General features: G+C 59.3%; 12 protein-coding genes. 9 read left to right on the top strand and 3 right to left on the bottom strand.

Annotated elements, in window-relative coordinates; all coding sequences use genetic code 11:
- From IEC33019_RS11585 to IEC33019_RS11560, 6 genes are all read left to right on the top strand, one after another.
- Entirely contained in the window at positions 1-2391 is a 2391-nt protein-coding gene (locus IEC33019_RS11585; RefSeq protein WP_099593566.1) for an efflux RND transporter permease subunit, read from the top strand.
- A 1023-nt stretch (positions 2392-3414) separates the two neighbouring features.
- Entirely contained in the window at positions 3415-4755 is a 1341-nt protein-coding gene (locus IEC33019_RS11580) for an MFS transporter (RefSeq protein WP_070091846.1), read from the top strand.
- Positions 4756-4765: 10 nt separating this feature from the next.
- Positions 4766-5527 carry an SDR family NAD(P)-dependent oxidoreductase gene (locus IEC33019_RS11575; protein WP_070091845.1) on the top strand — a complete coding sequence of 254 codons (762 nt, stop codon included), beginning with the start codon at positions 4766-4768 and terminating at the stop codon, positions 5525-5527.
- Positions 5528-5578: 51 nt separating this feature from the next.
- Positions 5579-6328: an SDR family NAD(P)-dependent oxidoreductase gene (locus IEC33019_RS11570; RefSeq protein WP_070091844.1), complete on the top strand. Its 750-nt coding sequence runs from the start codon at positions 5579-5581 to the stop codon at positions 6326-6328.
- A gap of 203 nt (positions 6329-6531) precedes the next feature.
- Entirely contained in the window at positions 6532-7464 is a 933-nt protein-coding gene (locus tag IEC33019_RS11565; protein ID WP_070091843.1) for a cyclase family protein, read from the top strand.
- A gap of 40 nt (positions 7465-7504) precedes the next feature.
- Positions 7505-8344, top strand: coding sequence for a carbon-nitrogen hydrolase family protein (locus IEC33019_RS11560; protein ID WP_070091842.1), 840 nt, complete (start codon positions 7505-7507; stop codon positions 8342-8344).
- A 77-nt stretch (positions 8345-8421) separates the two neighbouring features.
- Here IEC33019_RS11560 and IEC33019_RS11555 read toward each other — a convergent pair whose 3' ends face one another.
- A complete protein-coding gene (locus IEC33019_RS11555; protein ID WP_170831752.1) occupies positions 8422-9330 on the bottom strand; it encodes a LysR family transcriptional regulator in 909 nt (302 codons plus the stop codon).
- 209 nt (positions 9331-9539) lie between these two features.
- Between IEC33019_RS11555 and IEC33019_RS11550 the strand changes: the two genes are divergently transcribed.
- On the top strand, positions 9540-9839 hold the full coding sequence (locus IEC33019_RS11550) for a nitrite reductase (NAD(P)H) small subunit (protein ID WP_081337428.1): 300 nt from the start codon (positions 9540-9542) through the stop codon (positions 9837-9839).
- Between the two features lie 51 nt (positions 9840-9890).
- Here IEC33019_RS11550 and IEC33019_RS11545 read toward each other — a convergent pair whose 3' ends face one another.
- The gene (locus tag IEC33019_RS11545) at positions 9891-10715 is read right to left on the bottom strand and encodes an SDR family NAD(P)-dependent oxidoreductase (protein WP_070091840.1); all 825 of its coding nucleotides are present in this window, start codon (positions 10713-10715) and stop codon (positions 9891-9893) included.
- A 224-nt stretch (positions 10716-10939) separates the two neighbouring features.
- Between IEC33019_RS11545 and IEC33019_RS11540 the strand changes: the two genes are divergently transcribed.
- Positions 10940-11728 (top strand): SDR family NAD(P)-dependent oxidoreductase, encoded by a 789-nt coding sequence (locus IEC33019_RS11540; RefSeq protein ID WP_070091839.1) that lies wholly within the window; start codon positions 10940-10942, stop codon positions 11726-11728.
- Positions 11729-11734: 6 nt separating this feature from the next.
- Here the strand turns inward: IEC33019_RS11540 and IEC33019_RS11535 are convergent, their stop codons facing one another.
- A complete protein-coding gene (locus tag IEC33019_RS11535; protein WP_070091838.1) occupies positions 11735-12562 on the bottom strand; it encodes a 5'-nucleotidase, lipoprotein e(P4) family in 828 nt (275 codons plus the stop codon).
- A gap of 261 nt (positions 12563-12823) precedes the next feature.
- On the opposite strand from IEC33019_RS11535, the gene IEC33019_RS11530 reads away from it, so the two are divergent.
- The gene (locus IEC33019_RS11530; protein WP_070091837.1) at positions 12824-13600 is read left to right on the top strand and encodes an SDR family NAD(P)-dependent oxidoreductase; all 777 of its coding nucleotides are present in this window, start codon (positions 12824-12826) and stop codon (positions 13598-13600) included.
- Positions 13601-13602 lie beyond the last annotated feature (2 nt).

The following is a 13602-nucleotide window of genomic DNA, read 5'->3' as shown; positions in this document are numbered from 1 at the left end:
ATGAGCAAGCAAGAACATTTCGTGAATGACGCCGAGCACCTGGCCCGTAAGGACTTCGCGCAGGGGCTGGTCGGCAAGGTGTCGTACTGGATTTTCCATCAGCGCAAGCCATTGCTTGCGCTATTCATCCTGATCACCCTGGCATTGAGCTACAGCGCCACGCAGCTCAAGGTCGAGGCGGGGTTTTTCAAGATGATCCCTCTGCACCATCCGTACATGCAGACCTTCCTTGAGTACCAGAAGGACTTCGGTGGCGCCAACAGGGTGCTGGTGGCGGTGAAGAACAACAAGGGCGAGGTCTTTACGCCGGACGCCATGGCGGTGCTGCGCAAGGTCTCCGATGAAGTGTTCTTCATCAATGGTGTGGAGCGCAGCTCAGTGACCTCGCTGTTCACTTCCAACGTGCGCTATACCGAGGTGGTTGAAGACGGCTTCACCGGCGGTAACCTGGTGGACTTCAGTTACTCCGGTACACCCGAGCAGATCTCCCAAGTCCGCGAGCGCACGCTCAAATCAGACTGGGTTGGGCGCATTGTTTCCAGCGACCTGTCCTCGGCCATGGTGGTGGCCAACCTGCAGGAGACCGATCCGATCACCGGGCAGCGTCTGGACCTTCAGGAGGTGGCGAAGAAGCTGGAGCAGATTCGCCAGGAAAACCAGAACGGCGACATCAGCATCCACATCATCGGCTTCGCCAAGTCCATTGGCGATATCGCCGAAGGCGCGTCGGGCGTGCTGGTGTTCTTCATCGTGGCCTTTGTCATCACCGCGCTGTTGCTGTTCTGGTATTCGGGCTCGCTGATGCTCACAGGTTGGGCGCTGATCTGCGCGGTGGTCCCGGTGGTCTGGCTGCTCGGCCTGCTGCCGCTGGCGCACCTGACCCTGGACCCGATGTCGATCCTGGTGCCGTTCCTGATCTTCTCCATCGGCGTGTCCCACGCGGTGCAAATGACCAATGCCTGGAAGCTGGAAACCCTCAAAGGCGCCGATGGTGTCACCGCCTCGCGCAGTTGCTTCCAGAAGCTGTTCATCCCCGGCGCCGTGGCGTTGCTGGCCAACGCCCTGGGCTTCGTGGTGATTGCCCTGGTGGACATCGAGATGGTCCGCGAACTGGCCATCACCGCTACCCTCGGCGTGTCGGTGATGATTGTCACGAACAAGATGCTGCTGCCGATCCTGCTGTCGTTTATGCGCCTGTCAGCGGCTGAGGCGCAAAAGCTGCGCGGCAAGGAAACCCTCGGGGCAGGGCTGTGGGAGCATCTGGGCGTGTTGGCGACCCGGCGTGGTGCCAGCGTGGCTCTGGCTTGCGCGGCCGTCTTGCTCTGCCTGGGCCTGCAGCAGGCGCGCCATCTTAATGTCGGCGACATCGGCGCCGGTGTGCCGGAACTGCGTCCAGAGTCGCGTTACAACCAAGATGTGGCGATGATCACCCACGATTTCGCCATTGGCTTAGATCTGCTGCAGGTTATCGTCAAGGCCAAGGGCGACGAGGAGACGCCCTGTGTGAAACGAGAGGTTCTGGACCCAATCAGCGAGCTTGAGCTCTTCCTGCGCCAGGATGATGGCGTGTCCTCGGTGCGTAGCCTGGCCGGTTTCGTCGCCAACATCACCCAGGCCTATGCCGAAACGGATCTGAAGTGGCGCGTGCTACCTGAGTCAACTGCGCAAATCGCCCAGGGCGTGGGCTTCGCCACCCGTGTTGGAACCGAGTATATGAACAGCGCCTGCAATGCGATCCCGGTATCGATCTACACCAAAGATCATCAGGCCAACACTATTAGTTCGCTGATGGACAAGATCAAGGCGTTCAAGGCGGCTTACGACAACGAGCAGGTCAGCTTCCAGCTGGCCTCGGGCAACGTCGGCGTGATGGCTGCGACCAACGAGGTGGTACATGCCGGTGACAAGCTGGTGAACAGCGCGTTGTTCGCTTCGGTGGCATTGCTGTGCCTGTGGATGTTCCGCTCCTGGCGCATCACCCTCTGCGTGATCCTACCGCTGGCCCTGGTGACAGTGCTGTGCAACGCGCTGATGGCGCTGTTGGGCATTGGCTTGAAGGTCAATACGCTGCCTGTGGTAGCACTGGGCGTGGGGGTAGGGGTGGACTATGGCATCTACCTGTTTGAACGCATCAAGCATGAGATGCACGAGCGCGGCATGAGCCTGCGCGACGCTTTCGTTGAGGCACTCAAGCAGCGCGGTACCGCCTCGGTGTTCACAGCCGTGACCATGACCCTGTCGATTGCCACCTGGGCCTTCTCTTCGCTCAAATTCCAGGCCGACATGGGCATCCTGCTGGCCTTCATGTTCCTGGTGAACTTGCTCGGGGCCATTCTGCTACTGCCGGCGCTGGCCGCCTGGCTGTTGCACCCGCGGGCTGCGCAGAAGTGATGACGCAACCCTGCCTGCTGTCCGTAGCGGGTAGGGTGTTTATATGAACGAGTCATCGACCTTGTCGGGTAATTGCCGAACACCTGGCCCGAAGCAGGGGCCAGGTCCTTTTTTCTAACGGACTCTGTGATGCTGCGTTGAAAACAGCCTCGGAATGCTCATTTACAACCCGTAAAGTCGAGCGTGACTCCGACCGTTCCTCGGCTGTTTTTGCCTTGCCTGACCGTCGTCTCAAGACTTGTCATACAGCCCCTAGGAGCGGTACGAGACCATCTTGCATTTCTGACCCATTCTGCACAGACAGATAGAGCCTCCGTGATTACCCCTCACAAATGATTTTTACCACCATTTTTACTGACTCATCAGCCGTGCAGATCCACTCGCGCTAACTGTAAAAAAAATGACAGCACCTGTGATTTTTTTAAGCTTGTAGATTTTTGTGAGCACGTTAATATCTGGCGAAAACAAAAAACAGATGACATAGATCATGTACTACTTCTTTCGCCGCCGAAGATCAACGCCAGCAAAAATTTCTGGGATGAAAGTGACCAGATTGCTCGTGTTAACTTGATAACCGATACTTCGCGCAGCGCCATTCTATCGACCCTCGACTACGTAAATCACCTTCTTTCCGTTGGTTATTTGATCGGAATGCCTTCGTGGGCGGGTGACGGCGATTCTTCTTGTCAGCGCTGGATTACGCACCTCAGGGTGATGTAAGCGACAACTTTAAAAGTCAGGCAAGGCGATACGGGGATACTAAATGCCTCCCGGTGAGCATATGGCGCGTGTTACCTGTAGTCAGTTTGTTTCCATGCTGTTTGCAGTTGCTTATAACTGCAAAAAACTTTCCCGTGCGACATATAACCACCACCTAAAAAGTTTCGAGTTACTGATCCGTGCCGAATGCCCGTTCGCTTTAACCTAGGTCAGCGTTAATTTCGTCACTTTTGATGCGTTCGCCAACTACGTTAACCGCGCCCTGCAACCCCCGATCTCCGCTACCCTATCGAGGCTTGATTCATGTCTATTTATAATAAGCTCGACCTAACCGGCTGGAAGCCCCAGCAACTGACACCGTCTCAAGTGCGGTTCGCCACTTGGATTGCCTTCTTCGCCTGGGTCTTTGCCGTGTACGACTTCATTCTATTCGGTACCTTGCTGCCGGAAGTCGGCCGGCATTACGGCTGGGGGGAGATCGAACAAGCTCAAATCGCCACTTGGGTGGCGGTGGGTACGGCGGTCGTAGCCCTCGCCATCGGCCCGCTAGTGGATAAGCTCGGACGGCGCATGGGCATTATCTTTACCGTCAGCGGTTCGGCAATCTGCTCGGCCCTTACCGCCATCGGCGGTTCCTGGGGCAAGTCACCGCTGGTGCTGATTCGCGCGCTGGGCGGTCTTGGGTACGCCGAAGAAACGGTCAACGCCACCTACCTGAGCGAACTGTATGCAGCCTCCGATGACCCGAAACTGGCTAAGCGCCGAGGCTTCATTTATAGCCTGGTGCAGGGCGGCTGGCCGGTCGGAGCGTTGATCGCTGCCGGTCTGACATCGCTATTGCTGCCGATCATTGGTTGGCAGGGCTGCTTCATTTTTGCAGCGATTCCAGCGATCGTGATTGCGATCATGGCCCGCAAGCTCAAGGAGAGCCCGCAGTTCCAGATCCATCAACGCATCACCCAGTTGCGTAAAAGTGGAGCGGTCAGCGAGGCACAAGCGGTCGCGACGACCTATGGCGTGGATTACGGCGAACACAGCAAAGCCGGCTTGGCCGCTGCCTTCCGAGGCCCTTCGCGCCGTGCAACTCTAGTGATCGGTGCGGCGATCCTGCTCAACTGGGCTGCGATCCAGATCTTCAGCGTATTGGGTACATCGGTGATCGTCAGCGTGCATCACATCACTTTCGAGAACTCGCTGATTATTCTGGTGCTGTCCAACCTCGTGGGCTACTGCGGTTACCTGAGCCATGGCTGGATGGGCGACAAGATCGGTCGCCGCAATGTGATCGGCCTGGGCTGGATGCTCGGTGGTCTGTCGTTCGCCGGCATGCTCTATGGCCCAAGCACGATGCCAATGGTGGTTGGCCTCTACAGCCTGGGACTGTTCTTCATGATCGGCCCTTACTCGGCGGCGCTGTTCTTCATCAGTGAAAGTTTCCCTACCAGTATCCGTGCCACCGGTGGTGCGGTGATCCATGCAATGGGTCCGATTGGTGCCGTGGTAGCAGGTTTGGGCGCGACCCAGGTGCTCTTGGCCGGCGGCGACTGGCAGACCTCGGCCCTGTACTTCGGTGCCATCCCCTGTTTCCTCTCCGGCGCGCTGATGTTCGCCGCCCGCCATGTTCGTCCGGAAATCGTGAAATAAGGAGTCGCTCATGACCCGTAAAGTCGCTTTGATTACCGGTGCCGCCAGTGGTATCGGCCAGGCCCTCGCGGTGGCTTATGCCCATCAGGGTGTCACAGTGGTAGGCGGGTATTACCCGGCCGACCCACACGACCCGCAACACACCTGCAACCTGGTGCAAGAGGCTGGGGGCGAGTGCCTGATGTGGGCGCTGGATGTGACCGACAGCCGCTCGGTGGATGAGCTGGCCGAGCAAGCAGTGAAAGCATACGGTCGTCTTGATTACGCTGTTGCAAATGCCGGACTGCTTCGCCGCGCACCTTTGCTGGAAATGACCGACGAAGCTTGGAACGCGATGCTCGACGTCGATCTGACCGGGGTAATGCGTACCTTCCGCGCCGCTGTTCGGCACATGGGCGAGGGCGGTGCTCTCGTGGCGATTTCATCGATCGCAGGCGGTGTCTACGGTTGGCAGGACCATGCGCACTACGCGGCTGCCAAAGCCGGTGTCCCCGGCCTCTGCCGCTCGTTGGCGGTCGAACTGGCGGGTCGCGGCATTCGTTGCAACGCGGTGATTCCCGGGCTGATCGAAACCCCACAATCCCTGGACAGCAAAAACTCCCTTGGCCCTGAAGGGCTTGCCCAGGCTGCCAAGGCCATCCCGTTGGGACGGGCAGGACGTGCAGATGAGGTGGCGGCGCTGGTGCGGTTCCTGACAAGTGAAGCGTCCAGTTACCTGACTGGCCAGAGCATCATTATCGATGGTGGGCTCACGGTTCGTTGGCCAGATTAATCGCAGCATTGCTTGCTCGCCATGACAGCAACTTGAACCAGGAGATGGAACATGCAACACCTAAACAATCGACGCGCCTTGGTGACCGGTGCTGGCAACGGTATTGGTGCTGCTATCGCCCGCGCTTATGCACGGGAAGGTGCGCGACTGATGCTAGCCGACCGGAACCCCGAGAGCCTCACAAGCAGCGCTCGGGCCTGCCGCGAACTGGGGGCCGAGGTCTTTGAGTGCGTGGCCGATGTCGGCACTGTCGAAGGTGCTCAAGCCGGTGTCGACGCGTGTGTCGCGCAGTTCGGCGGGATCGATATTCTGGTGAACAATGCCGGCATGCTGACCCAGGCACGTTGTGTCGATCTGAGTATCGAGATGTGGAATGACATGTTGCGGGTCGACCTCACCAGCGTCTTCGTCGCCAGTCAGCGCGCCTTGCCACATATGCTGGCGCAGCGCTGGGGAAGAATCATCAACGTCGCCTCACAACTGGGGATCAAAGGCGGCGCCGAGCTGACCCACTACGCCGCCGCCAAAGCCGGCGTGATTGGTTTCACCAAATCCCTGGCGTTGGAAGTGGCCAAGGACAATGTCTTGGTCAACGCCATTGCCCCAGGGCCGATCGAGACACCGCTGGTCTCCGGGATCAGCGACGCCTGGAAAGTCGCCAAGGCAGCCGAATTGCCCCTGGGCCGTTTCGGCCTGGTCGATGAAGTGGCACCGACTGCGGTACTGCTCGCCAGCGACCCCGGTGGCAATTTGTTCGTGGGGCAAACCTTGGGGCCGAACTCCGGCGATGTAATGCCATAAGCCTGGGTTGCCAAGGCTTCGCCGACAGGTATTCGCTCCTGGGCGAAGTGTACAAGTTCGGTGGCGGCATGCCTCGATGATCAAACCGTGCAGCCCCTTATGGCGACTGTTAGAAAAATGACAGGGCCTGTGATTTATTGAAACCTTGTAGGCGCCACAGTAAAAGTTACACTCCAAAAACAGACCAACAAAAGAGACAGCTCATGTGCGACTTTTTTCATAACCGGAAACTACAGCCCAGCAAAAGTCCCTGGGGTGAGAACGACCAGATTGGTCGTTTGAACTTAATTACCGATGCTTCGCGCAACGCCATTCTATCGAGCTTGGACTACAGTAAAAGTTACAACCTGTCTGTTGATTACTTTATCGGCATGCCTTCGTGGGCGGGTGCCGGTGACCCTGCATACCAGATTTGGATGACACATACCCCTCAGGGCAATGTAAACGACCAGTTATTAGGTGCATCTAAGGACGCAAAGCAACTGATCGGCTATTCAGGCGATGCTATTTCGATGTATACCCACTGCGGTACCCATATCGATACGCTTAATCACTTCGGTTATGGTGACAAGATCTGGAACGAATTTGACACCGGGTCAGACTTGGGCAGCCGCCACTGGAATGTCTGTGGCGCCGAGCAGTTCCCCTATATCGCAGCGCGCGCCGTGCTGATCGACGTCGCTGGCTACAAAGGCGTCGACATACTGGAGGATTCCTATGGCATCAGCGCCGAAGATCTTGAGCAAACGCTGGCCAGCCAAGGCTCCACCCTTCAACCCGGCGATATTGCACTCGTTCGCACCGGTCGCATGCGGGTCTGGCCCGATCGGGACAAATACCTGAACGACTCGCCAGGCCTGAATTTGAGCGGTGCCGAGTACCTGGCTGAAAAGGGCGTCATCATCGTCGGCTCGGACAACATTGCCTTGGAGCAAACGCCCTCTGCCGAAGCGGGCAACTACTTCCCCGTGCATACCTACTTGCTGTGCGAGATGGGCATGCCAATCATTGAAGTCCTCTGGCTCGAAGAACTGGCCAAGAATCGGGTATATGAAATGGGTCTGCTTGCCTCCGCCATGCCCCTGCGCGGAGCCACCGGTGCGCCATTGCAGCCCGTCGCTTTTAAAATCAAGTAAGGAGATACAGGGAGGCTGAATACCTCCCTGTAAGAAAACTATGCGTGTTGCCTGTAGTCAGTTTGCCCCCACGCTGTTTGCGGTCGCATCCAATTGCGAACACATTTTGCGCGATATGCAGTCGGCCGCCCAGGAAGGTGTCGACTTACTGGTCTTCCCCGAATGCGCGCTGACTGGATATGTTGTGACCGCGGCCGATGACTTAGATGCGCTCGCTGCGGCAGAGATTGAGGCTGCATTGCAGTCCATTACCTTGGCCGCCCAGAACCTGGCCATCCATGTGATTGTCGGCTCGCTGGAGTGTGTCGAAGGCACCTGGGTAAACAGTTGTACGTTCGTCGACACCGCGGGAAATCGGCAGCGACAACTGAAAAGCCACTTGCCGAATATCGGAGCGGATCGTTTTATCAGCGCGGGCAATGCACCGCCTCGACTCTATCAGGTCGGGGAGTTCAAGCTGGGCATCATGATTTGCTACGAAGCGCGTTTCCCCGAGATTGCACGGTCATTGGCCCTGGAGGGTGCGGACATACTGGTTCACCCGACGAACTTGCCATCGTCCTCGGGCAAAATCGTTGATTTCATCTTACCCGTGCGGGCCATGGAGAATCATGTCTATGTCATGTCTGCCAACCGTACCGGTGTAGAGAATGATGTGGTTTTCCTTGGCCAAAGTAAGATATTCGATACCGCGGGTGATATCTCTGCCAACGCTGAAGACTCCGCGCAGACACTTATCTATGCCACGCTGTGCTTGTCGCGGGCGCGGAACAAAACTCTGGATTTCTCTCGCGGTGCCGCACATAGCGGAGTCAGCGATATTTATAATGACCGCCGGCCAGAACTGTACTCGGCCAGTTTGGTGAGTTCACCTTTCTGATGGGTCAACTACATGCGCCTATTGAGACTTGGGTGGCCCCTCCTGCGAGCCTGCGGGCGGGGCTTTTTACTGAGGTTTCAGTAGCCGATGAACATCGACTGTTCAGCCCTGAATCGTTCGATCAAGAAATCCCAGACATTTTTCAGCTTCTTGCTACCGATGACGTCCTTGCGTGTGGAGATCCAATAGCTCCTGCTGAAACTCAGGTGCGGTAACACCCTGACCAAACCAGGCGTGTGCTCGGCGATGTAGCACGGCAATATGCACAGTCCGAGGTCCGCACGTGTTGCCTGAATCTGGGCGTTCAGACTGGTACTCTGAAAGGAGAATTTGATTTCGTCGGGCAATTCCAAGTGATAAAGCAAAGAATCCGAGTACATCAACTCTTCGATATACCCAATCCAGGGCAGCGTACCAAGCGATCCCACCTCCAGCGGGTCCGGCAGGTTGGCAGCATAGTTGCAGCCGGCATAAACACCCAGGTCGTAGTTGGTCAGTAACTTGCTCACAACAAGTTCGCTGCTGGCCTGTTGGATGGTAATACTGATATCGACCTCTTTGGTCGCGACATTGGTGTTTTTTGGAAGAGTCACCAGCTTGATCATCGCCGGGTGCCGTTTGGCAAAGCCAGCCATTTCAAAAGCGATAAAATTGTCAGAAAGCCCCTCATTCAAACCAATTCTGATGGTCGGAATATCCAGTTTCTGCAAGCGCTCACCTAAGTAATCAAGTGACAAGTTCTGCTCGACCTTTTCCGCAACGTGCAGCAACTCAATGGCTGCGGGGGTTGGCGTGAACCCGTTTTCCTCCTGGCGAAAAAGAGGAAGGCCTAGGGCGCTCTCCAAGGATTGAATCCGGTTCGACACTGTCGCTCTGGAGGCGCCCAATTGCTGAGCAGCCAAAGACAATCGTCGGTAGCGATAAAGGGCCAGAAAGTATTTGATGTCATCCCAGTTGAGGCTTGTCAGATCAGGGGCTTTTTTCAACTTGGGCTCCAATTCAGATGTTGCCTGGAGGGGGTAGACAACATCATGTAGTGAGTCGACGCGCGAGTATACGTGCTTCGTAAGCGCTCCATAAACCCCAGCGAACCAACGATGGGCAGCGCACTTAGCTGGGTATTAAAGGCTTACGCGCACCGCACAAGCTCAAGTTGGCCGTGTCCGGTTGCACCCGCGAATGCGCCGAGGCACAGATGCGACGGGAGGCCAATTCCGGCGTGGTGTCGCTGGTGGACGGCGTGCAGGTGGCGCTGTTCTACCTGCCCGAGGACGAACAACTGTTCGCCGTGGAGGGCCGCGCCCCGCCGTCGGGCGCCAACGTGATCGGTCGAGGCATCGTCGGTTATCTGGCTGGCGAGCTGGTCATCGCGGCGCCCTTGTACACGCAGCACTTTCGTCTGCAGGACGGCACCTGCCTGGAATACCCGGAACAGGTCCTGAAAGTGTGGCCGGCGCGCCTGAACGGCGATGCCTTGGAGGTCTCGCTTTCGTAACGAAGCGGCGTGCGCACCACCTGAAATGTTCGGTGGTGCGCACGGCGGGTGTCAGAGCGTTGGCATCACCGGGTCGCGACCGGCGAGGATGTCTTCCACACGGCGTTGCAGCGCGTCATTGAGCACTTGCGGTTGTGGAATGAGCCAGTAGCGATCCTCCCGGATACCTTCGAATACGCGCTCGGCGAACTGGTCCGGGGTCAGCCCATGGGCGTCCAGCATCTGGCGCATCGTGTCGACGAACCCGCGCACTTCGGGGCGGTCTAGCGCATCGCCAAAGGGGTTGTCGAAGATGCCGCTGCGTACAGGCCCCGGCGCGAGCAGCGACACGCCCACGGGCGTCCCGAGCATCTTCAGTTCGCCGTGCAGCGACTCGGTCAGGGCGACGACGGCGAATTTCGTCGCCGAGTAGGGTGCCATCAGCGGGCTCGCCAAAAAGCCTCCCACCGATGCGGTGTTGATGATGCGCGCTGGCGCGTTGCGTTCGAGCATGCGCGGCACGAAGCTGCGCAGGCCGTTGAGCACGCCATGGACATTGACCGCGAAGCTGTTTTCGAAGCGTTCCGGTGAAATTTCCCAGCTGAAACCCGTTGCCATGATGCCGGCGTTGTTGAACAACAGGTCGGCACCGCCAAAACGCTGCCAGGTGGCATCGGCCAACGCCTCTAGCGCTTCAGGTTTGCGCACATCGGTCGGTACGCACAGGGTCTCGGTCTGAAGCCCGTGCGCGACAGCTTTGAGCTTGTCGAGATCGAGGTCGGCCAACACCACCTGCATGCCAAGCTTTGCGGCATGACGCGCCAGCCCACTGCCGATGCCACTGGCCGCGCCAGTAATGACCGCGGTACCGCCTTCGAAACGAATGGATGTCGTCATATTCAGAGTTCTGTCGGGAGGGTGGATGGGCGCATGCAGGCAGTGCCCCAGGAGTCGTTCGCAGTGTCCACCATGACGTACAGGTCGGGCCCTAGCATCGTCCATTCGGACGGGGCATCGGCGCATTGCCGTGCCGTAGCCTCGAACCCTCTGCGCGCCGGGCATTACCTGGGCTGCGCGTTTTGATCGGCAGGCCGGTGGCCTTCATTGTGTGAGCCAAACCCATGTCCCAACGATTGGCAGGTAAAGCAGCATTGGTACTCGGCGTCGCGCCGGGCAACGTCGGTGAGGCCATCGCCCGGCGCTACGTCGAGCACGGGGCGAGGGTGATGATCGCCGGACGACGAGCCGAGGCGCTGGAGGCGGTCGCCGATGCCCTCGATGTGCCATGGCAGGTCTGCGACATCATCTCGCAAAGCGAAATGGACGCACTCGTCGCTGCGAGCGCGCAGCGCTTCGGTGGGCTGGATATCGGTGTCAATGCCACTGGCTGGGGGCTGCTCAAGCCTTTCCTGGAACACAGCCAGGAGGACCTGGATCGGATGAACGCCGTGCAGTTCACCGGGCCTTTCCAGTACTTCCAGGCCCTGCTGCGGCACATGCCCCAGGGCGGTTCGATCATCCAGATTTCCTCGGTCACCGCCAGCATCATGTTCGATGACCACGCGGCCTACATGGGCACCAAGGCCGGCATGGACCATGTGGTGCGTTGCATCGCCCATGAGTTCGGGCACCGGGGGATACGGGCCAATTCCATTGCACCCGGCGGGTTGGCCGATGCGCCGATGTCCGGCGGTGGGCTGCAGCACCCGGGCATCGCGGCGCTCTATCACCGCGAGATCCCGTTGCAGCGCAGCGGCGTGGCGGCGGAAGTGGCCGATGCCGCGCTGTGGCTGGCCGGTGACGAGTCGAGCTTCGTCACCGGCCAGGTGATTCATGTCAGCGGTGGCCAGACGCTGCGGCGCAACCCTTCGCTGGGGGAGGTCTACGCCGCGGCGACCGGGATGGGCTGACGGCGCCTACGGCTTGGCCTGCCAGGCGCCCGAGGCCGCTGCCGCGCGGAACTTGGCGCGGTTCTCGGGGGTGTCGGCAGGCTCGGACTCGCCGAAGATCGCCTTCATCCAGTGCCCGTCGGTAGGGTTGGGGAAGACGATGAATTTGTCGCCGAACTGGGCGCGGTCTTCATCGAGCAACGTAGCGCGCTGCTGGACATCGTCGACGTAGTAGCGACGTTTGAAGTCGTTGAGGTTGTCGCCCAGCATCAGCAGCACGTCGTGGTGCTCGGCCACGGCCTTCTGCGCGGGCTCCTTGTTGGAGCTTTCGCGCAGGATGGTCACGTGTTCCTTGTCGGCGAAGGGCACCTTCAGCGTGCGCAGGTTGTTGAGCGCGTACTCATCGGTCTTGTCGCCCTGGTCGCGGCTGGACACATAGAAAATCTCCACGCCCTTGGACTTGGCGTACTCGAGAAACGCCAGCGCGCCCGGCGTCAGGGTCGGGCCGTTGGCGGCGACCCAGCGGTCCCAGAGTGCGTCGTCGAAGAAGTCTTTGTCCTCGTTCATCAGCGCGCCCCAGTAGGTGTTGCTGCTGAGGATCGTGTCGTCCAGGTCGCTGATGATCGCCGGTGGCTTGGCGCCGGGTTTGCGCTCGGCCAGGGCTTGGTCCAGGCGCAGCTTGGCCAGGTTGAAACCTTGGTAGTACAGCGCACGATACTCGGCGGCGGTCTGACGCCAGGCGACGGCGGCGGTCAGCAGGTTGGGCTTGGCTGGGGCGGTATCGGCGAGCGCCAATTGGAAGGGCGCGGCGAGCACGAGCGCGGTGGCGGCGATTATTGTTCTTGGCGTGGGCATGTACGAGGTTCCTTGTCTCACCCGCTGCGGGTCGGCGGGCGTGGGAATCTCGTACCACAAGCCGAACGGCGGCCTCAATCGGGGTGACGCAATTGTGTAGCAACCTGACGCTGCGTCGTCAGGTGTTGGGTCGATTCCTTGAAAGGTTGCCGGAGGCGAGGGCGGTATGGCGGGGTAGTCCGAATGGAGGGTGCGCAGGGTTTTTTGATGACGGTAGCTTTCACGGGACTATCCGCCACAAAAACAACAAAGGCATTCACTGTGACGACCCAACGCAAGGAATTTCCCGAAGGTGCGGTCCTGGTCATTGGCGGCAGCGGTGGCGCAGGCGAGGCCATCTGCGGCCGTTTCGCCGAGCTCGGCTCGGATGTGGTGCTGACCTATCACCGCAACGAAGCGCGTGCCGCCCAGGTGGTCGCGGCCGTGCAGGCCAAAGGGCAACGCGCCCAGGCCTGGCAGTTGTCGATGAGCGATTTGGACGGCGTGCGGCGCACGCTCGCGGCCATCCTCGCCCAAGGGCGCATCCACACGGTGGTGATCGCCGCGGGCTCCGACATCGCCCAACCCCCGATCCGTGATCTGGATGTCGCGCAATGGCGCGCGGTGATCGACGCCGACCTCAATGGCTTTTTCGCCATCGTCCAGGCCACGCTGCCTCACTTGAAGGCCCAGGGGGGCGGTTCTTATGTGCATGTGAGTTCGGCGGGGATGCACCGCTGGCCCGAAGGCGACGTGCTGTCGGTCGCGCCCAAGGCGGCCATCGATTCGCTGCTGCAGGGCATCGCCAAGGAGGAAGGGCGCTTCGGCGTTCGCGCTAACAGCGTGGCCATCGGCGTGATCGAGACAGGCATCTTCCTGCGCCTCTGGCAGGACGGCACCTTCGATGACAAATGGCGCGATGCCGTGCAGCGCAACCTCTGCCTCAAGCGCTGGGGACAGGCATCGGAGGTGGCCGATGCGGTCGCCTTCCTGGCCTCCAATCGTGCGCTCTACACCACCGGGCAAGTGTTGTCGGTGGACGGTGGGTACGGCGTCTAGTG

The sequence above is a fragment of the Pseudomonas putida genome (genome assembly GCF_002741075.1).
In the GTDB taxonomy this organism is placed as follows: domain Bacteria; phylum Pseudomonadota; class Gammaproteobacteria; order Pseudomonadales; family Pseudomonadaceae; genus Aquipseudomonas; species Aquipseudomonas putida_T.
Note: the sequence above shows the minus strand (reverse complement) of the source record. Positions and strands in the feature narration are given on the sequence as shown.

What these genes read in the sequence shown, in the direction of transcription:
- IEC33019_RS11585 (WP_099593566.1), top strand. Translation starts at nt 1, where the DNA reads ATGAGCAAGCAAGAACATTTCGTGAATGACGCCGAGCACCTGGCCCGT.
- IEC33019_RS11580 (WP_070091846.1), top strand. Translation starts at nt 3,415, where the DNA reads ATGTCTATTTATAATAAGCTCGACCTAACCGGCTGGAAGCCCCAGCAA.
- IEC33019_RS11575 (WP_070091845.1), top strand. Translation starts at nt 4,766, where the DNA reads ATGACCCGTAAAGTCGCTTTGATTACCGGTGCCGCCAGTGGTATCGGC.
- IEC33019_RS11570 (WP_070091844.1), top strand. Translation starts at nt 5,579, where the DNA reads ATGCAACACCTAAACAATCGACGCGCCTTGGTGACCGGTGCTGGCAAC.
- IEC33019_RS11565 (WP_070091843.1), top strand. Translation starts at nt 6,532, where the DNA reads ATGTGCGACTTTTTTCATAACCGGAAACTACAGCCCAGCAAAAGTCCC.
- IEC33019_RS11560 (WP_070091842.1), top strand. Translation starts at nt 7,505, where the DNA reads ATGCGTGTTGCCTGTAGTCAGTTTGCCCCCACGCTGTTTGCGGTCGCA.
- IEC33019_RS11550 (WP_081337428.1), top strand. Translation starts at nt 9,540, where the DNA reads ATGCGACGGGAGGCCAATTCCGGCGTGGTGTCGCTGGTGGACGGCGTG.
- IEC33019_RS11545 (WP_070091840.1), bottom strand. Translation starts at nt 10,715, where the DNA reads ATGACGACATCCATTCGTTTCGAAGGCGGTACCGCGGTCATTACTGGC.
- IEC33019_RS11540 (WP_070091839.1), top strand. Translation starts at nt 10,940, where the DNA reads ATGTCCCAACGATTGGCAGGTAAAGCAGCATTGGTACTCGGCGTCGCG.
- IEC33019_RS11535 (WP_070091838.1), bottom strand. Translation starts at nt 12,562, where the DNA reads ATGCCCACGCCAAGAACAATAATCGCCGCCACCGCGCTCGTGCTCGCC.